Source organism: Stenotrophomonas sp. YJH_SMC_12-1, assembly GCF_059370935.1.
This window is the reverse complement of record NZ_JCAFUD010000011.1, coordinates 37475-56047: the sequence shown is the minus strand read 5'-3', so window position 1 is coordinate 56047 and position 18573 is coordinate 37475. Positions and strand designations below refer to the sequence as shown.

Here is an 18573-nt window from a genome sequence, read left to right as displayed (position 1 = left end):
CCTCTCACCGATGGCAGGCAGATGTCTTCCGTTCCTTCCCCCGCCACCGCAGCGCCGGTGGTCGATTTCTTCCACGACGTGGTCTGCGGCTGGTGCTTCGTGCTGGCCCCGCGCCTGCAGCAGGTCTCGGCCGAACTCGGCATCCAGGTGCGCCACCGCAGCTTCGTGCTGCAGGACTCGCGCGCGCAGATGGTCGAGGTGTTCGGCTCGATGGAGCGCGCCAAGGCGATCATCCTGCGCCACTGGACCGACTGCGCCGCGCATGAAGACACCGCGCGCATCGATATCGAAGGCATGCGCGCACAGGACTTCGAGTATCCGTCCGGCTGGCTCGGCGCACTGGCCTGCCAGGCCGCCGGCATGCTCGGTGGCAACGACGCCCATGGCGCGATGTTCGATGCCGTGCAGTGGGCGCACCTGCACCAGCACCGCAACATCGGCGATGCCGAAGTCCTGCTGGATATCGCCGAATCGCTGGGTCATCCACGTGGCGCCTTCGTTGACCACATGCGCAGCGACGCAGTACGCCAGCGCGTGCAGGCCGATCGTGCCGAAGCCGCTGCCCTCGGCATCCGTTCCATACCCACCGTGATCGGCGGCAACGGCCTGCGCCTGCAGACCCTGCCGCTGCCGCAACTGCGCCAGGCCCTGGCGCACCTGGTCGCGGCCTGAGCCGCACCGCCCCCCACCCTGCAAGGAGATTTCCCATGACCCCACGTACCCTGGCCACCGCGCTGGCCCTGCTGCTGGCCGGCACCGCCGCTTCCACCACCGTGTCCGCGCACGAACGCGTTCCCTCCGGCCAGCAGGTCGGCACCAGCCCCTGGGGGCCGAAGGACGAGATCGGCCGCCTCAACCTGATCACCGAGGCCTCGCGTGCGGCGATCCTGTCACGGGTCAGCGGCGGCAAGGCCTATGACCTGGCCACCGAATACTACGTCGGCATGCCCAGCTGGCAGGATGCCGGCGACCCGCACTACCAGTTCTGGATGACCCACACCCCGCGCGGCACGGTGATGGACGACCCGATGGGCGTGGGCGAGACCATGAACCTCACCCGCAGCTACACCGGCACCGCATTCTCGATGTACAGCCACACCGGCACCCACATCGATGCGCTGAACCACTTCGGCATCCACGGGAAGATCTGGAACGGCTTCGAGGCCGACAAGCACCTCGGCGATCGTGGCTGGAATGTCACCGGCATCGAGAAGTTCCCGCCGCTGATCGCGCGTGGCGTGCTGATCGACGTGGCCGCCGCCAAGGGCGTGGACATGCTGCCGGACAGCTACCGCGTCACCCGCCAGGACCTGAAGGATGCGCTGGCACGCCAGAAGGTGAAACTGCAGCAGGGCGACGTGGTGCTGATCCGCACCGGCCGCATGCGCCTGTTCGAACAGCCCAAGGCCTACATGGCCAACCCGCCGGGCATGGGCCTGGACGCGGCGCGCTTCCTGGTGGAGGACAGCGGCGCGATGATCGTCGGCGCCGACAACCTCAGCTTCGAGACCTTCCCCTCGGAGGTGTCCGACGACTACGTGCCGCTGCACACCTACCTGCTGGCCCAGCAGGGCGCGCCGATCATCGAGCTGGTGGCGCTGGACGAACTGGCCCGCGACAAGGTCTACGAGTTCGCCTTCATCGGCGGCCCGCTGAAGATCCGCGGTGGCGATGCCGCGCCGCTGCGCCCGGTGGCGTTGCCAGTCCGCCCGTAACCAGGGCCTGTGGGTGCCGACCTTGGTCGGCACTCCTTTACCCCTTCAGCAACCTGAAACCGGACCCTCCGATTTCATTAGTAATTCTACTCACAAGACGAGTAGCATGTCTGGTCTCAGCCCCTGATACCGGCCCGTCGATACTCGCGCCATGCCCGCTGTTTCCGCCCGTTCCTGCCGTTTCCAGCCCGCCCGGCGCCTCCCCTGGAGGGCCGGCTGATGGGTGCCGTTGTCGCCCTCGACCGGCTGCTGGACGGGCGCCAGCTGTGGCGCGGCCCGGCCCGCCAGGGGCCGGCCAGCGACCACCTGGCCAGCGGCCACCCGGCACTGGACGCACGCCTGCCCGGCGGTGGCTGGCCCACCAGCGGGCTGTGCGAGGTACTGCAGGCGGCGCCCGGGGTGGGTGAGCTGGCGCTGGTCTGGCCGGCGCTGGCCAAGCTGAGCCTGCGCGACCGCCCGATCGTGCTGGTCGCCCCGCCCTATCGCCCGCATGCCCCGGCCTGGGCGGCAGCCGGGCTGGACCTGGCCCAGCTGCAGATCATCCACGCAGCGCCGAAACAGGCGCTCTGGGCCACCGAGCAGTGCCTGCGCTCTGCCGCCTGCGCGGCGGTGCTGTGCTGGCCACACCAGGCCGACGATCGCGCCCTGCGCCGGCTGCAGGTCGCCGCCGACAGCGGCCAGTGCCTGGGCTTCGTGTTCCGCGAGGCGCAGGCGGCGCGCAATCCCTCTCCGGCCAGCCTGCGCCTGCAGCTCGACCACGGCCAGGTGCGGGTGCTGAAGTGCCGAGGCGGCCTGCCGCCGGCGCAGCCGTTGCCGCTGGCCATCGCCCACTGAGGCCGCGCCATGCACTGGGCCTGCCTGTTGTTGCCGCAGCTGGCGCTGGACAGCGTGCTGCGCCTGCAGCCGGATCCGCAGCGCCCACTGGTGCTGCTGCAGGGGCCGGCACAGCGTCGCGTACTGCGTGCGGTCAGCCCGTCGGCACGCGCAGCGGGGCTGCGCCCGGGCATGCTGCTGTCGGCTGCGCAGGTGCTGGTGCAGGACATGCACCTGCACGATTACGATCCCAACGCCGAACAGCACACCCGGCAGCTGCTGGCCAGCTGGGCCTACGCCTACAGCTCGCAGGTCAGCCTCGATTTCCCGCATGCACTGGTGCTGGAGATCGGCGCCAGCCGCGCCCTGTTCGGTGACTGGCTGACGATCCAGCAGCGGCTGCGCAACGAACTGCACGAACTCGGCTTCCGTCACCGTCTGGTGGCCGCACCTACCCCACATGCCGCGCGCGTGCTGGCCAACGTCCACGACGGCCTCGGCATCGATGCACAGCAACTGCCGGCGGCGCTGGCGCAGTTGCCCCTGCCGCGCTGCGGCCTGCCCAACGAGGCGGTGACGGTGCTCGGCCGCTCCGGCCTGCGCACGCTGGGCACAGTGCTCGAGCTGCCGCGCGACAGCCTGGCCCGGCGCTTTGCCCCCGAGGTCCTGCAGCAGCTGGATGCACTGCGTGGGCTACCCACCGCGCCACTGCGCTACTACCAGCCACCGGACCGTTTCGATGCACGCATCGAATTCGAGTACGAGATCGAATCCAGCCAGGCCCTGTTGTTCCCGCTGCGTCGCCTGCTGCTGGACCTGGCCGCGTTCCTGTGTTCGCGCGATGGCGGCGTGCAGCGCTTCGACCTGCATTTCGAGCACGATCTGCTGCCGGCCAGCGTGCTGACCATCGGCCTGCTGGCACCGGAACGCGATCCCGCGTTGCTGTTCGAGATCGCGCGCAACCGCATGGAAGCGTTCGCCCTGCCGGCCGGCAGCCGCGCACTGCGCCTGCAGGCCGAACAGCTGCCACCGTTCGTGCCCGCCGCGCGCGACCTGTTCGATACCCGCCCGGCACAGGCGATGCCCTGGAACCAGCTGCGCGAGCGCCTGCGTGCGCGGCTGGGTGATGATGCCGTGCAGCCGCTGGCGGTGCAGGCCGATCATCGCCCCGAACGCGCCAGTGGCACCCAGCCACCGGCCAAGCCCCCGTCGTACTGGCCGCTGCGCCCTGGCTGGTTGCTGGACACCCCGCAACCGCTGCGTGATCCGCGGCTGCGCATCGTCACCGGGCCGGAGCGGATCGAATCGGGCTGGTGGGACCAGGCCGACGCGCGCCGCGACTACTACGTGGTGGAAACCGCACACGGCCAGCGCGGCTGGGCTTTCCGTGAGCGCAACGATCCGCATGCGCCGTGGATGCTGCACGGCTGGTTCGGCTGAGCCGCCATGCACAGCGAACTGCCCGGCTACGCCGAACTGCACTGCCTGTCGGCCTTCAGTTTCCAGCGTGGTGCTTCGATCGCCGAAGAGCTGTTCGCGCGCGCCGCCGGCCAGGGCTACCGCGCGTTGGCGATCACCGACGAATGCTCGCTGGCCGGCATCGTGCGTGCCTGGCAGGCGGCGAAGGCGCATGGCGTGGCGCTGATCGTCGGCGCCGAATTCCAGGTCGAGGACGGACCCAAGCTGGCCCTGCTGTGCACCGACCAGGCCGCCTATGCCGGGCTGTGCCAGTTGATAACTACCTGCCGGCGGCGCGCGGCCAAGGGCGAGTACCGTTGCCTGCGTGAGGACCTGCTCGGCCTGCCCGACGGCCTGCTGTGCCTGTGGCTGGACCGGCAACCGGCCGCCACCGACCTGGAACTGCTGCGCGCCGGCTTCAATGATCGGCTGTGGCTGGCGGTGGAACTGCACCACGAGCACGACGACGCACGCCGCCTGCAGCAGCTGCAGGCCTTCGGCGAACGTCACCGCCTGCCGCTGGTCGCCAGTGGCGATGTGCACATGCACGTGCGACGCCGCCGCGCCCTGCAGGACACGCTGACCGCGATCCGCCACCGTTGCAGCGTGGCCGAAGCCGGCTGGCGCCTGTTTCCCAACGGCGAGCGCCACCTGCGCCCGCGCACCGCGCTGGCCCAGCTGTATCCCGCCGAACTGCTGGCCGAGACCCTGCGCATCGCCGAACGCTGCCACTTCACCCTGGAACAGCTGCAGTACACCTATCCACGCGAGCTGGTGCCGGAGGGGCATGACCCGGACAGCTGGCTGCGCGAGCTGGTCGAAGAAAAGATTCCCTGGCGTTGGCCAGAAGGCATCAAGGACGCACAGCGCAAGCAGATCGAACATGAGCTGGCGTTGATCCGGGAGAAAAACTACGCCTCCTACTTCCTTACCGTGCATGACATCGTGCGCTTCGCCCGCAGCCAGGACATCCTCTGCCAAGGGCGTGGCTCGGCGGCCAATTCGACGGTGTGCTTTGTGCTGGGCGTGACCGAGATCGATCCTGCGCGCAGCAATCTGTTGTTTGAACGCTTCATCTCCGCCGAGCGCAATGAGCCGCCGGACATCGACATCGACTTCGAGCACGAGCGCCGCGAGGAAGTGCTGCAGTACGTGTTCAAGCGCTATGGCCGCGAGCGCGCCGCACTGACCGCAGTAGCAATCAGCTACCGTGGCCGCAGCGCGATCCGCGACGTGGCCCGTGCGCTCGGCCTGCCGATGGACCAGGTCAACGAACTCGGCGCAGCGATGGACCACTGGGGTGGCAGCATCCCGCTGCCGGAAACCCTGCGCGAGCGCGGCTTCGACCCGGACACGCCGCTGATGCGGCGGCTGCTGTCACTGACCAATGAACTGATCGACTTCCCGCGCCACCTGTCTCAGCATCCGGGTGGTTTCGTCATCTCCGAGCATCCGCTGTCGACCCTGGTGCCGGTGGAAAACGCGGCGATGGCCGACCGCACCGTCATCCAGTGGGACAAGGACGATCTGGATGCCACCGGCCTGATGAAGGTCGACTGCCTGGCGCTGGGCATGCTTACCGCCATCCGCAAATGCCTGGCGATGTTGAAGCAGCACGGCCTGCATGAAGGACGCATGGATGCGATCCCGCCCAAGGATGCAAAGACCTTCGACATGATCTGCGCCGCCGATACCATCGGCGTGTTCCAGATCGAATCGCGCGCACAGATGGCGATGCTGCCGCGCATGCAGCCACGCACGTTCTATGACCTGGTGATCGAGGTGGCGATCGTGCGCCCTGGCCCGATCCAGGGCGACATGGTGCATCCCTATCTGGAGCGGCGCCGGATCCTGCGCGAACAGGGACCGGACGCGTTGAACGACCCGGACAACCCGCTCTACCCACCGCAGCTGGAACGCGTGTTCGCACGCACGCTGGGCGTGCCGCTGTTCCAGGAACAGGTGATGCAGCTGGCGGTGGAAGCGGCCGGCTACACGCCGGGCCAGGCCGATGCCCTGCGCCGCTCGATGGCGGCGTGGAAGCGCCGTGGCGGTCTGGAACCGCATCGCGAGAAGCTGCTGGCCGGCATGCTCAAGAACGGCTTCAGCCGCGAATACGGCGAGCACCTGTTCGAGCAGATCAAGGGCTTCGGTGATTACGGTTTCCCGGAAAGCCACGCCGCCAGCTTCGCCCTGCTGACCTATAACAGCTGCTGGCTGAAATGCCATCACCCCGCCGCGTTCACCGCCAGCCTGATCAACAGCCAGCCGCTGGGCTTCTACAGCCCCGACCAGCTGCTGCAGGACGCGCGCCGGCATGGCATCCGCGTGCTGCCGGTGGACGTGCGCCACAGCGACTGGGACTGCACCCTGGATTTCAGCAAGGGGCCGGCGGCGATCCGGCTCGGCCTGCGCCTGGTCGATGGCTGCAATGAACCCGCCGTGCAGGCCATCATGCGCGAACGTGCGCGGCACCCGTTCGACGATGTCGGCGACCTGTGCCAGCGCACCGCCCTGGACCGCCGCCAGCAGGGCCTGCTGGCCGATGCCGGTGCGTTGCGTGGGCTCAGTGGCCATCGCCATCGTGCACGCTGGGATATCTCCGGCGTGGAAAACCGGCTGCCGCTGTTCGACCAGGCCCGCGCCACCGCCGAAGCCCGCGTGCCGTTGCCCCTGCCCAGCGCCTGGGAGGACATGCAGGCCGATTACCGCAGCACCGGCACCACCCTCGGCCGCCATCCGATCTCATTCCTGCGCGCGCAGCTGCGCAGCCGTGGCTGCCTGGATGCCGCGCAACTGGCGGGCCATGGCCATGGCCGTCGCGTGCGCATCGCCGGTCTGGTACGCATGCGCCAGCGTCCACAGACCGCCAGCGGTGTCACCTTCCTCACGCTCGAGGATGAGACCGGCATGGTCAACGCCGTGGTCTGGCGGCACCTGGCCGATCGCCAGCACCGGGTGCTGGTCGATACCCAGCTGATGCAGATCGATGGTCGCCTGGAACGCGTCGATGGCGTCCAGCACGTCATCGTGCAACGCATGCACTGCCTGGATGAACTGCTGCAGGGACTGCGCAGCCACAGCCGCGATTTCCACTGACGCCGGGAATCACCGCGTAATGGCCACTGGGTGATGTCGAGCAGGTAGAGGTAGAGTCGACTGTCAGTCGACTTGCGCGCGCCAGCGCGGGAATCTCCGTGATCTGATCGAACATCAGTCGACTGACAGTCGACTCTACCCATCGCCTTTTGCATCCGCTATCGTCGGCACATCCAAGGAAGGACCACCCGATGCCCCGTGCGCTGCTGCTGACCACCCTGGTGGTCTCCACCCTCGCCCTGCTTGTTTCCGGCTGGACCGCCTGGAACCTGCATCGCAGCCAATCGCCACAGCGCATCATCGAAGCACGCGGCCTGGTCATCCACGATGCAAGCGGCCAGCCGCGGGTGATCCTCGGCGCACCGGTCCCCGACCCGCTCAGCCAGGGCCGCACCCAGGGGCCGCGCGCCACCGCCCTGTCTGGCCTGATCCTGCTTGGCCCCGACGGTTCCGAGCGTGGTGGTTATGGCACCAGCGACCGCGGCGGCGAAGCCCTGCTCACCCTCGACGATGCCACCGGCACTACCGAAGTATTCAAGGTCGTCGCCAATCCGGACCGCGGCGCCAGCCTGATGGTCAAGCACCAGAACAACACCGGCGCCATGCTCACCTCCTGGCAGGGCAAGCCGGAGCTGATGTTCGTCGATGACAGCGGCCAGTCCTACTACGTGCGCCCTGGCGCCAACGCCGCGCCCTGATCGGCTTCTGTAGCGTCGAGCCATGCTCGACGCTACACCCCGCACACGGCCGCCAGGTCATCGGCCAGCTGCCGCAGCTGCGTCGTCCCCAGCGCCGCACAGGTGATGCGCAGGCCATGTCCCGGCGCCGCCACCGCGAACACTTCGCCCGCCCGCACATGCCATCCGCGCGAAGCCAGTGCCAGCACCTGAGGATGGCTGTCAGCCGACAACGGCAGCCACAGGTTCAATCCCTCCATTGGCAGCGGCGTCGGCATGCCACGCGCGCGCAGCAACTCCTGCAGCGACTGCAGGCGCTGCCGGTAACGCTCACCTGCCGAGGCGATCTTCGCCCGCTGCGTTGCCGACGCCAGCACCGACGTCGCCGCATCCTGCAGCAGATGACTGACCCAGCCGGTGCCGGACGCCAATCGCAGCCGCAACCGCATCGCGGTTTCTTCATCGCAGGCCAACCAGGCCAGGCGCAGGTCGGGGCCGAGCGGTTTGGACAACGAACGCAACAGCGCCCAGCGCCGGCCATCCAGCGGCAGTACCGAGTGGTAGGCCTGCTGCGAAAGCAGCGCGTAATGATCGTCGACCAGCACCGCCACCTGCGGGTAGGCCGCCAGCAGCTGGCGCAACGCCCGTGCCCGCTTCGCATCCAGGCTGGCCCCGGTCGGGTTGTGCGCACGCGGGGTCAGCAGCACCGCGCGTGCACCGGCCTCCAGCGCCTGCCGAAGTGATTCGACCTGCATGCCATGCGCGTCCACCGCCACCGGCAACGGCGCGTGGCCCACGGCATTGAGCACATTGAGGCTGCCGAGGAAGCACGGATCCTCCACCGCGATGCGATCCCCCGGCAGCAGCCAGGCCGCCAGCAGGCGTTCAATGCCATCGACCGCGCCATGGGTCAGCTCCAGCGCATAACCCGCCGGGCAGTCCGCATCCAGCGAGGCGCGCGCCAGCGCCTGCAACCTCGGGTCGACCGTGCCCACGCCATACAGCCGCGGTGCGGCCGGGGCCAGGCGCAGGTTCGGCAGCAGGCGCGGATCCGGATTGCCACCGGCCAGGTCCTGCAGCGCCAGCCCGGGCGTACTGCCCTCGCGCGCCAGCGGCGGCGGCAGGCCACGCACCACCGTGCCGCGGCGGCCCGCCGTGCTGGCCAGGCCCGCCGCATCCAGGCGCTTGTAGGCAGCGGCCACGGTGTTGCGGTTCACGCCCAGCTGCTCGGCCAGTTCACGCACCGGCGGCAGCACGCTGCCGGCCGGCAGGCGGCCCTCGCCGATGCCCTCACGGATGCTGTCGAAGATCGACTCGGCACTGTGCCCGGTGATTTTCATTTTGTCCTATGCCAAAATATCTCTTGTCCTGTGCCAGTGTATCCCACCCTGGCCGCCCTGCATTGAAGGTGCCCGCATGCCCCTTGCCGCCGCCGACTGGCCCGTCGCCCAGTCCGTTGAACAGATCGCCGCCAACCTGGTCACGGTGCGCCAACGCATCGCCGATGCCTGCGCCCGCGTCGGCCGGGACCCGGCCAGCGTGCGCCTGCTGCCGGTCAGCAAGACCGTCGATGAAGCCCGCATCCGCATGGCGGTGGCCGCAGGCTGCCACGAACTTGGCGAGAACAAGGTGCAGGAGGCACAACGCAAGGCCGAAGCGATGGCCGACCTGGGCGTGCACTGGTCGGTGATCGGCCATCTGCAGACCAACAAGGCGCGCTACATGGCGCGCTTTGCCAGCGAGTTCCAGGCGCTGGACAGCCTGCGCGTAGCCAAGGCCCTGCAGCAGCGCCTGCAACTGGAAGAGCGCACCCTGGATGTGTTCGTGCAGGTCAACACCTCGGCCGAACCCAGCAAGTACGGACTGGAACCCGACGCGGTCGAGGCCTTCGTGCAACAGCTGCCAGCCTTCGATCGTCTGCGCGTGCGCGGCCTGATGACCCTGGCCATCTTCACCCCCGACGTCGAACGCGTGCGCGCCTGCTTCGTGCGCCTGCGCGAACTGCGCGACCAGCTGCAACGCACCGCCCCGCCCGACTTGGACCTGTCGCAGCTCTCGATGGGCATGTCCGGTGATTTCGAAGTGGCCATCGAGGAAGGTGCCACCGTGGTCCGCGTCGGCCAGGCCATTTTCGGCGCCCGCGCCACCCCGGACAGCTTCTACTGGCCGAACAGCGGAGCCCCGGCATGAAGCACGCGGTTGTCCTGCAGCACGTTGGCTTTGAAGACCTCGGCACCCTGCAGCCACTGCTGTTGGCGCAAGGCTGGCAGCTGCAGCCGCTGCAGGCCGGCGTCGATGCGCTCGATGACGCCGAAACCGCCGACCTGCTGGTCGTGCTGGGCGGTCCAATCAGTGCCAATGACACAGGGACCTACCCCTTCGTCAACGACAGCATTGCCCTGCTGCAGCGCCGGCTGCAGCGGCAGCGGCCGACCCTGGGCATCTGCCTGGGTGCACAGCTGATGGCGCGCGCACTCGGTGCCAGTGTCGCTCCCAGTGGTGGCAAGGAAATCGGCTTTGCGCCACTGCTGCTGACCGATGAAGGCCAGCGTTCTCCGCTGCAGTCCCTGCAGGGCATTCCGGTACTGCATTGGCATGGTGAGGCGTTCGAACTTCCGGCCGGTGCACGCCGCCTGGCCAGCACGCCGGCCTGCCGTCACCAGGCCTTCGCCATCGGCAGCCACGCACTGGCCCTGCAATGCCACCCGGAACTGGACGCCCGCCAGTTCGAGCGCTGGCTGATCGGCCACACGCTGGAGCTGGCCCAGGCCGGCATCGATCCCAACGACCTGCGCGCACAGGCGCGTCGCTATGGCGCACCGCTGGCAGCGGCCGCAACCGCGATGTTCGACCATTGGCTGCAGGACCTGCCGGAGACACCGCAATGAACTACCGATTGCAGATCCACCGCGATGGCGCCCACTGGGGCCACTTCGACTGCAGCGGCCCCGATGCCCTGCAACGCATGGACGCCATTGCCGCACAGCTGCCTGCCGATCAGGGCTTCCAGCTGAAACGGCAGAAAGGTGTCGGCGAAGAGCGCATCCTGTCCAGCAATGCCGATGGCCTGCGGGTACTGGCTTCGCAGATCCAGTACCGCGACATCTGACCCGATGGTAGTGCCGGCCGCTGGCCGGCATCCGGATCTGCCGGCCAGCGGCCGGCACTACCGCGGCTGTTCGCCCGCGTGCGAAGCTTCACGCATGTTGACCCTGCAACGCGGCAACCACCACGGACTGCTCATCGCTCCGCGCTGGCCCTCCACCCGCATCCAACTGGAAGAAGAGGTGCTGCAACGCCTGCTCGACGCGCAGGCGATGCTGCCTGCCGGGTTGCGCCTGCTGCTCACCCGTGGCTTCGAACCCGGCCACAGCCGTCTCGGTGGCTTCCGCCGCGCGGTACGACGGCTCGGCATCGCAGCATTCCGCACCTGCTACCCGCAACGCCGCGATGAGATCGATGCCATCTTCGGCGCCAACGGCCACGACATCGATGGCCGTCATGTCGATGTCTCACTGGTACTGCACGGCAAGCGGCTGCGGCTGCTGCCCCTGGGCGTGTTCACCCCACTGCGCTGGCAGGATCGTCGCGTTGCCCGTCATTCCGAAGCCGTCGTGCAGGTGAAGCGCAGCCTGCAGCAGTGCGGCTTCGAGCTGCATCACAACGCCACCGAAGCCCTGCAGATCCACTGCGACTATCGTCCGCGCTGACGACGCGGTGGCCCGGCGTGCCGTGCCTCGCGCCATGGATGCAAATGATTCTCTTTTGCTGTAAGGTGCAGCCGCTGCCCTTGCCGCCGCGGGCTGTTCCCTTTCCCAGTTGTCGCCCGCCCCGTGTCCACGCCTGTCGAACCGACGGATGTCGCGCAGCTGTGCGCGGCCCATTACCGGCCGCTGCACGCCCATGTCCGCCGCAAACTCCCGCAACGCAGCGACGCCGATGACGTCGTCCAGGAAACCTGGCTGCGTGTCGTCAAAGTCGCCGCCAGCGGCCTGCTGAGCAACGGCCGCGCCTATCTGTACCGCGTCGCCCACAACCTGATCGCGGATCACTACCGGCAGCGCCAGCGCCGTCGCGAAGAGGTACTGGATGACACGCAGTTGCAGGCCATCGCCGATCCTGCACCACTGCCCGAGCAGCGACTGCTCGACGCCGAACAGCTGCGCCACCTCGACGCGATCATCGCCGCGCTACCACCGCGCTCGCGCCAGGTGTTCCTGCTGGCGCGGGTTGAACAATTGGCGCTGGCCGAGATCGGGCGCCAGCTGGGCATCAGCCGGCAGACCGCGCACGGCCATCTGCTGCGCGCCCTCGTCGCCCTGCAGCAGGTGCCCAGCGCATGAGCCAGGACGCGATCGCGCGCGAAGCCGCACGCTGGTGGCTGGACGGGCACGACGGTGACCGCGACGAGAACGCGTTCGACCAGTGGTTCCAGGCCGACCCCCGACATGCCGCGCAGTACCAGTATCTGCAGCACCTGTGGCAGGCAGGCGCGACGCTGCCCAGCCTGCAGCGGCAACAGCAGCGCAGGCAACGCCGTCGCCTGCGCGAAGCCGGCATTGCGGTTCTGTTGCTGTGTGCGCTGGGTCTCTACAGCCGCCATGCCTCGCCGCCGGTGGCGCAGGTACTGCGTACGGCCGCTGGCGAGATCCGCGATGAGACCCTTCCGGATGGTTCGCATGTCCTGCTGTCACCCGGCAGCGAAGTGAAGGTGCGCATCGATGGGCAGCGCCGCCAGCTCCAGTTGCAGCGTGGCCAGGCCTGGTTCCAGGTCGCCGCCGATGACGACCGGCCCTTCCAGGTACACACTCCGCAGGGCACCGTCACTGCACTGGGGACCGCATTCGATCTTGCCGTGCAGGGCAACAGCAGCGTGGTCACCGTTACCGAGCATCGCGTGCGCGTGGACAGCGGCAACGCCAGCATGCTGGCCAACGACGGCGAGCAGCTGCGCTTCGATGGGCAGTCAACAGCCCATGCAACAACCACCGCCCCCGGAACACTGGCCTGGCGCGAGCGGCGCCTGCACTGGGTCTCGGCTCCGCTGGCCGACGTCACGCAGGGCCTGGACCGCTGGCACGGCGGGCACACGTGGGTCATCGGCGATCAGCTGCGCCAGCAGCCGGTCACCCTGCTTGGCAGTGCCGACGGCGCAGCCAGCAACCGCGACCAGTTGGCCACTCAGTTGCAGGTGCGCGTGCTGCGCCTCGGCGACGGCGTACAGGTGTGGCTGCCGCCACGCAGGGAACGGCGTGATGGACCCTGACATCCGGCCTGCGGCTGCGTCTACCCAGGATGACGACGCTCTGCGTCAGCCCCTGGAGCCCCCGATGCTGTGCCCCCGCCCCCTTGTCCTCGCCCTGTCGCTGGCCTGCGCCAGCACCGTTCCACTGCTGCCAAACAGCGCCCACGCGCAGGCCGCCACTCGAAGCTACGATCTGCCCGCCCAGCCACTGGCGGCCGCGCTGGACGCCTACAGCCGGCTGACCGGTGTCGATCTGGTGATCGGCGCGGCGCTTCCCGCTGGCCATGCCGCGCCGGCCCTTCGCGGTGACTTCGACGATGCGCAGGCCCTGACGCGCCTGCTGGCGGGCAGCGGCCTGCGCCCGCGCTTCATCGATGCGCGCCGCGCCACTCTGGAGCCGGCGCCGGCCGAGCGCGGCGATGGCAGCCGCCGCACCGGGCCCTTGCGGGTGCAGGGCAATACCGCGCACGGCCATTCCCCCGGTGCAGGTGCCAGCCAGTATGTACCAGCCACCCGCGATGGCTTTGCGCCTTCGATCGGCAGCGAGCGCGTGGCGATGCCCGAACGCCAGGAAGGCAACAGTCTGCTGCGCTCGATGCCTGGCACCCACAGCTTCCATTCGCGCAGCCAGCCGGGCCTGCAGGTCAACATCCGCGGCATGACCGGTGCTGGCCGGGTCAACACCATGATCGACGGTGTCACCCAGACCTTCCGCAACAATGCCGGGCATGGCTCGGGTGGTCCGTTCGCCTATGTCGATCCTTTCCTGCTGGCCGGCGTGGACGTGCAACGCGGTGCGGTCGCCGGTGGTGATGGTGCGGGTACGCTGGCCGGCAGTGCCAACTTCCGCACGCTGGATATCGACGATCTGCTCGGTGAGGGCCGTGACTGGGGCCTGCGTGCAGGCTATCGCCACGGCAACAACGGCTACGGCAGCGGCCGTACCTTCGCCGGTGCCTGGCGCCACGGTGAAGAGGGTGGCGACCGCCAGTTCGGCCTGCTGGCCGCTGCCAGCAGCAGCCGCAGCAGCGAATACGCGACCGCGCGTGGGCAGAAGAACAACGCCGACCCGGGCAGCCAGCAGCCCAGCAGCTGGCTGTTGAAAGCACGCCTGCAGCCCAGCGACCAGCACCGGCTGGACCTGAGCCACATGCGTTACGAAAACGACTTCTACCACAACTATCCGTGGCAGATTTCCGCGCGCAACGAGCGCGCCAGCTACCACTACACGCCCTATTCGCCGTGGATCGACCTGCGTGCAACCTTCGCCGGCAACAAGACCCGGCTGTTCTATCCGCCAGTGGAGGATTCCAGCTACATCGGTCGCCGCACCCACAGCAGCCTGAGCAGCTGGACCGTTGACAACACCAGCCGCTTCGACATCGGGGCACTGCAGGCGCGCTGGAACACCGGCATCAAGCACCAGTCGGACATCTATGTGGCCGATACCCCCGTCCTGCGCGGTGCCAACCCGCAAGGTCGCAGCCAGCTGGACAGCTTGTTCAGCACGCTGGAGCTGCAGTACGGCATCTACGCGCTGACCGCCGGCCTGCGCCAGGACCGCTTCGGCATCCGTGGCCACATCCCGGTGTGCTCGGATGTGCCCGGCCAGTGCGCGGAGATCAACGGTGGCGGCATCGACGTGCGCCGTACCCAGCGCGCCCTCAGCCCCAGCCTGGCGGTATCGTGGCAGGCCACCGACTGGCTGCAGTTGTTCGCAGAAGCCTCGCGTACTTCCCGCCCGCCGCGGGTGCAGGAGATGTTCTTCGAGAAGATCCCGCTGGAAGGCATGAGCGATGCCGATGGCGTGGGCGCCAACCCGTTCCTGCGCCGCGAGCGCTCGCGCAACCTGCAGGTCGGTGCCAACCTCAGCACCGACTCGCTGCTGGTCGACGGTGACCTGGCACAGCTGCGGATCACCCGCTTCGACAACCGCATCCGCGACTACATCAAGCCGCAGTACCTGCTGATCGTGCATCCGCCGGAAGTGGAACCGTTCGTGGTGCCGATCGACAGCGATCCGCAGCTCACTGCCTGGACCGATGCGCTGGACGTGGACGACTTCAGCACCACCACGCGCTGGATGAACCACCCCGGCGTGGTGCGCATGCGCGGTATCGAACTGGAAGCGCATTACGCCAGCGAGCACTACCACGCCACGCTGAGCTGGACCCGCTCGCACACCAGTGCGCCGGCCATCGAGTTCGTCAACCTGGAAGACATCACCGCCCTGCCCGACCGCTACTGGACGCTGGACGTGGGCGGCCGCTGGTGGCAGCAGCGCGTGCAGGCCGGCCTGCGCGCCGAGTACTCCGGGCCGACCGAGGAAGGCTACGACTTCTTCCAGACCCGCAAGACCGGCGGCACCGGCGTGCTGCTCGACTTCTACGCCAGCTTCAAGCCCCAGGCCAACACCACGCTGTGGCTGAACATCGAAAACCTGCAGAACAAGGCCTATGACAACAATGCCTCGATCGACAGCATCTTCAGCCCGATCCTGGACCGCGGCAACGGCCGTGGCCGTACCGTCTCGATGGGCGTCAATGTGGCGTTCTAGCCGTCGCTGGCTGCCCGTATGCCTGCTCGCGCTGGCGACCGTGGCCAGCGCGCAGCCGATGCCTGGCTCAGTGATCGACCTGGCCAACGGCCGGCACCTGGACGAAGCCGCGTTCGTGGCGTATGCGGCGGACGCCCAGAGGCTGATGCTGGGTGAGCGCCATGACCTCGCCGGAGACCACGCCGCCCAGCGCTGGCTGCTGCAGGCGCTGCAGCGGCGGCGCCCGCAGGGTTCGCTGGTGCTGGAAATGATCGCCAGCGAGCGCCAGCCACGCCTGCAGCGGGTGCAGCGCTGGCTGGCCAAGGGCAACCAGGCCGAAGGTGCACGCCTGCAGGAACTGCTGGACTGGGATACGCGTTGGCCGTGGGCCGCGTATGGCGGGCTGGTACAGGATGCTGCCGATGCAGGCACGCCGCTGTTCGGCGGCAACCTGTCGCGTGCCGAGGTCAACGCGCTGCTCGCGTCCACCAAGGGCGTGCGGTTCCCGGTGGCCGCTGCCCGCCAGCGCCTGTCGGCGGTGGTGCTGGCCCAGCACGCAGACGCAGCACCGATGCTGGAAGGGATGCTGGCCGTGCAACAGGCCCGCGACACACGCATGGCACAGGTGCTGCTCGATGCGCCCGCGCCGGCGCTGCTGGTAGCGGGGCGCTGGCATGTACTGCGCGGTACCGGGGTACCGGGCTACCTGTCACCGGCTACGCCTGCGCTGGTGATCGCATTGGCTTCGCCGGGTGAAACCGTGGATGCGGCGGATGCCGATCTGCTGTGGGTGCTGGACGATGAGTGAGCGCGGCCAACACTGGCAGGCGATCGCGATCACCGCCGTCCTGCACCTGCTGCCCCTGCTGCTGTTGGTGCACTGGGTGGCAGCGCCGCCGATGCTGCCGCCGCCGGAGCAGGACGTGCGCATCAGCCTGCGCCTGCTGGCGCCGGCCACGCCGCCACAGCCCGTAGAGGAGCGCCAGGCCGACACCCCCAGCCAGGCGCAGCAGGCGCGCGCATCGCAACCGGCAAAGTCGCCGCCGCCACCGAAACCCACCGCCGCGCGCGAGGGCGAGTTGGCCGCCAGCGAAACGGGCGGGACGGGTCGAACGCCGCTGCCGGTCGCCCCGCCGGCGGCCGCGACCGATGCCAGTCCCGCACCGGCATCGATCACGGCCGCTCCGCCCGCTCCAGACGCGCCACCGGCGGACTTCCAGGCCGGCGCCGCCAGCGACCAGTGGGAAGCCCGCCTGATGGCGCGGCTGGAGCGTTACCGCTATTACCCTGCCGCCGCACGCTCGCGCCGGCAGCAGGGCACTGCCTGGGTCAGGGCCAGCATCGACCGCGAAGGCCGCCTGCTGGCTCTGCGGCTGGAACAGTCCAGTGGCCAGCCGATGCTCGATGACGCTGCGCTGCAGACCTTCCGTCGCGCGCAGCCACTACCGCCCATTCCCGATCAACTGAAGGCACCACAGGAACTGGTGGTGCCGGTGGAGTACTACCTGCGCTAGGCGGCGTAGGCCTCCGCCTCGATCTCGAACAGCATGCCGTCCAGCGCCAGTCGCGGCACCGGGATCAGCGTGCAGGTGGGCGCCGCACGGTTCGGCCAGCGTCGCCGTACCTGGTGGGCAATGATGCCCAGCCGGTCCTCATCGTGGCCGACCACCAGGATGCGCAACCGCGCCACATCAACCAGGCTTGCCTGCGCCGAGCGCAGCGCGGTCTGCAGGTTGTCCAGCGCCTGCCCGACCTGGTCTTCGAAGCTTGGCGAGAGACGGCCCTGCGCGTCTTCACCGCCCTGCCCGGCCACGTGGATCACCCGTGCCGGCAGGCGCACCACCGCCACGTGTGAGTAGCCGTTGGCCGAAGGATCGTAGAGGCCCGGCGGATTGAACAGCTCCAGCAGGCCATGGCTGAAGTCCGGTGTGGTCAGCAGGTTCATGCCGCGCGCTTCGTGGGGGTTGCCGGCAGTCTGTGACCTCAACCCCGGTTGAGGTCAAACGGATCCGGTGCAACAGACCGGTCTGCCACGCGCAACGATCACGCGATCCCGTGGAATCGAGCCTGCTAGACTTCCGCTGACGAAAAGCAGTCGAGCAATCTCGACTCTACAGAAGCGTGGTCACGTCCACGCCGGGTCTGCGGTGAAATCGATGGTCAACCAGAACGTGCTGCCCCGAGCATCCAGCCTGACCGCGATCTCGTCACGCATCGCATCGACCTCGCCCACCGAGCCCAAGGGCGTAGCCGGATCGGCCAGCAAATGGATCTCGATGAAGCGCATCCGCCCCATCTTCGCCACGTGGCTGGTGAAACCGGCATAGCCACGCTCGGCCACGAATGCCTGCATGACCTGCTGCACGCGCCGGTCCAGATCATCCGGCGCCACCTGGAGTACTTCGCGCATGGCCTTCCACGCACTGCGCGCCGGTACCGGCAGTACCGCCAGGCTGATCAATGCCAGCACGATCGAATCCAGGTACGGCACCCAGTGGTGCCACTCACCGCCATGCAGGACCAGGGCCAGTACGAAGGCCAGCACTACCGCCAGGCTCATCAACCCACCCAGCAGCCAGCCTCGTACATCCAGCCACAACAGCGCCGAGCGCAGGCGCCGCGCCCGCTGGGCGACGAACGCCGCCATCGCCAGGTTGCTGGCACTCAGCAGCGCCGCCCACCACAGCGCGGGCCCGAATTTCACCTCGTGTCCGCCCGTGGTCAAACCGATCACCGCGTTGGCCAGCGCATACACGCAGGCCAGCGACAGGATCACACCGCCCAGCGCCTCGACCATCGGCTCCAGGTGCCAGTAGCCGTACTGGAAGCGCGGGCTCTGTTCCCGCGCCACCAGCCGCAGCACCGACAACGACACCAGGGTCAGGGCAACGTCGACCAGGCTGTACACACCGTCGAACAGGATGGCCTGCGATCCCACCAGCAGGCCACCGCTGAAGCCGACCACGCTGACCGCGATGGTGACCCCGATCGAGAACTTCAGGATGCGTTGCTCGCGCGCGGTATCCATCG

The 18573-nt window shown here is 68.5% G+C and carries 18 protein-coding genes; 15 read left to right on the top strand and 3 right to left on the bottom strand.

The genetic code is table 11. The features are described from left to right. Positions 1-21: 21 nt before the first annotated feature. From AC5P8Y_RS18475 to AC5P8Y_RS18450, 6 genes are all read left to right on the top strand, one after another. Positions 22-672, top strand: a complete 651-nt coding sequence (locus AC5P8Y_RS18475; RefSeq protein WP_005410049.1) for a DsbA family oxidoreductase — start codon at positions 22-24, stop codon at positions 670-672. Between the two features lie 35 nt (positions 673-707). Continuing rightward, positions 708-1715: a cyclase family protein gene (locus tag AC5P8Y_RS18470; RefSeq protein ID WP_005410050.1), complete on the top strand. Its 1008-nt coding sequence runs from the start codon at positions 708-710 to the stop codon at positions 1713-1715. 219 nt (positions 1716-1934) lie between these two features. Continuing rightward, entirely contained in the window at positions 1935-2549 is a 615-nt protein-coding gene (gene imuA, locus AC5P8Y_RS18465) for a translesion DNA synthesis-associated protein ImuA (RefSeq protein WP_005413787.1), read from the top strand. A 9-nt stretch (positions 2550-2558) separates the two neighbouring features. Then, the gene (locus AC5P8Y_RS18460; protein WP_049402509.1) at positions 2559-3968 is read left to right on the top strand and encodes a Y-family DNA polymerase; all 1410 of its coding nucleotides are present in this window, start codon (positions 2559-2561) and stop codon (positions 3966-3968) included. A gap of 6 nt (positions 3969-3974) precedes the next feature. Continuing rightward, a complete protein-coding gene (locus AC5P8Y_RS18455; RefSeq protein WP_049402508.1) occupies positions 3975-7085 on the top strand; it encodes an error-prone DNA polymerase in 3111 nt (1036 codons plus the stop codon). 191 nt (positions 7086-7276) lie between these two features. Next, positions 7277-7783: a hypothetical protein gene (locus AC5P8Y_RS18450; RefSeq protein WP_005410054.1), complete on the top strand. Its 507-nt coding sequence runs from the start codon at positions 7277-7279 to the stop codon at positions 7781-7783. A gap of 32 nt (positions 7784-7815) precedes the next feature. Here AC5P8Y_RS18450 and ptsJ read toward each other — a convergent pair whose 3' ends face one another. Beyond that, positions 7816-9102: a MocR-like B6 salvage transcription factor PtsJ gene (gene ptsJ / locus AC5P8Y_RS18445; RefSeq protein ID WP_033833921.1), complete on the bottom strand. Its 1287-nt coding sequence runs from the start codon at positions 9100-9102 to the stop codon at positions 7816-7818. A 76-nt stretch (positions 9103-9178) separates the two neighbouring features. On the opposite strand from ptsJ, the gene AC5P8Y_RS18440 reads away from it, so the two are divergent. From AC5P8Y_RS18440 to AC5P8Y_RS18400, 9 genes are all read left to right on the top strand, one after another. Beyond that, positions 9179-9952 carry a YggS family pyridoxal phosphate-dependent enzyme gene (locus tag AC5P8Y_RS18440; RefSeq protein WP_049402507.1) on the top strand — a complete coding sequence of 258 codons (774 nt, stop codon included), beginning with the start codon at positions 9179-9181 and terminating at the stop codon, positions 9950-9952. Beyond that, positions 9949-10650: a glutamine amidotransferase gene (locus AC5P8Y_RS18435; RefSeq protein ID WP_033833923.1), complete on the top strand. Its 702-nt coding sequence runs from the start codon at positions 9949-9951 to the stop codon at positions 10648-10650. Before AC5P8Y_RS18440 ends, AC5P8Y_RS18435 begins: the two co-directional genes overlap by 4 nt. Then, the gene (locus tag AC5P8Y_RS18430; RefSeq protein WP_005410058.1) at positions 10647-10871 is read left to right on the top strand and encodes a hypothetical protein; all 225 of its coding nucleotides are present in this window, start codon (positions 10647-10649) and stop codon (positions 10869-10871) included. Before AC5P8Y_RS18435 ends, AC5P8Y_RS18430 begins: the two co-directional genes overlap by 4 nt. Positions 10872-10965: 94 nt before the next feature. After that, positions 10966-11472 carry a hypothetical protein gene (locus tag AC5P8Y_RS18425; protein WP_033833941.1) on the top strand — a complete coding sequence of 169 codons (507 nt, stop codon included), beginning with the start codon at positions 10966-10968 and terminating at the stop codon, positions 11470-11472. Positions 11473-11595: 123 nt separating this feature from the next. Continuing rightward, positions 11596-12105 carry an RNA polymerase sigma factor gene (locus AC5P8Y_RS18420; RefSeq protein ID WP_049402506.1) on the top strand — a complete coding sequence of 170 codons (510 nt, stop codon included), beginning with the start codon at positions 11596-11598 and terminating at the stop codon, positions 12103-12105. Further along, positions 12102-13028, top strand: coding sequence for a FecR family protein (locus tag AC5P8Y_RS18415; RefSeq protein ID WP_049402505.1), 927 nt, complete (start codon positions 12102-12104; stop codon positions 13026-13028). Before AC5P8Y_RS18420 ends, AC5P8Y_RS18415 begins: the two co-directional genes overlap by 4 nt. Positions 13029-13092: 64 nt before the next feature. Next, positions 13093-15564, top strand: a complete 2472-nt coding sequence (locus AC5P8Y_RS18410) for a TonB-dependent receptor (RefSeq protein WP_111108545.1) — start codon at positions 13093-13095, stop codon at positions 15562-15564. Beyond that, positions 15551-16351: a ChaN family lipoprotein gene (locus AC5P8Y_RS18405; RefSeq protein WP_033833927.1), complete on the top strand. Its 801-nt coding sequence runs from the start codon at positions 15551-15553 to the stop codon at positions 16349-16351. The genes AC5P8Y_RS18410 and AC5P8Y_RS18405 overlap by 14 nt, the downstream gene beginning before the upstream one ends. Next, entirely contained in the window at positions 16344-17057 is a 714-nt protein-coding gene (locus AC5P8Y_RS18400; protein ID WP_049402503.1) for an energy transducer TonB family protein, read from the top strand. The genes AC5P8Y_RS18405 and AC5P8Y_RS18400 overlap by 8 nt, the downstream gene beginning before the upstream one ends. Here the strand turns inward: AC5P8Y_RS18400 and AC5P8Y_RS18395 are convergent. Beyond that, complete coding sequence (locus AC5P8Y_RS18395; protein ID WP_005410065.1) at positions 17054-17488, bottom strand: RidA family protein; 435 nt, start codon at positions 17486-17488, stop codon at positions 17054-17056. The genes AC5P8Y_RS18400 and AC5P8Y_RS18395 overlap by 4 nt on opposite strands. 180 nt (positions 17489-17668) lie before the next feature. Then, entirely contained in the window at positions 17669-18571 is a 903-nt protein-coding gene (locus AC5P8Y_RS18390; protein WP_111108546.1) for a cation diffusion facilitator family transporter, read from the bottom strand. Positions 18572-18573 lie beyond the last annotated feature (2 nt).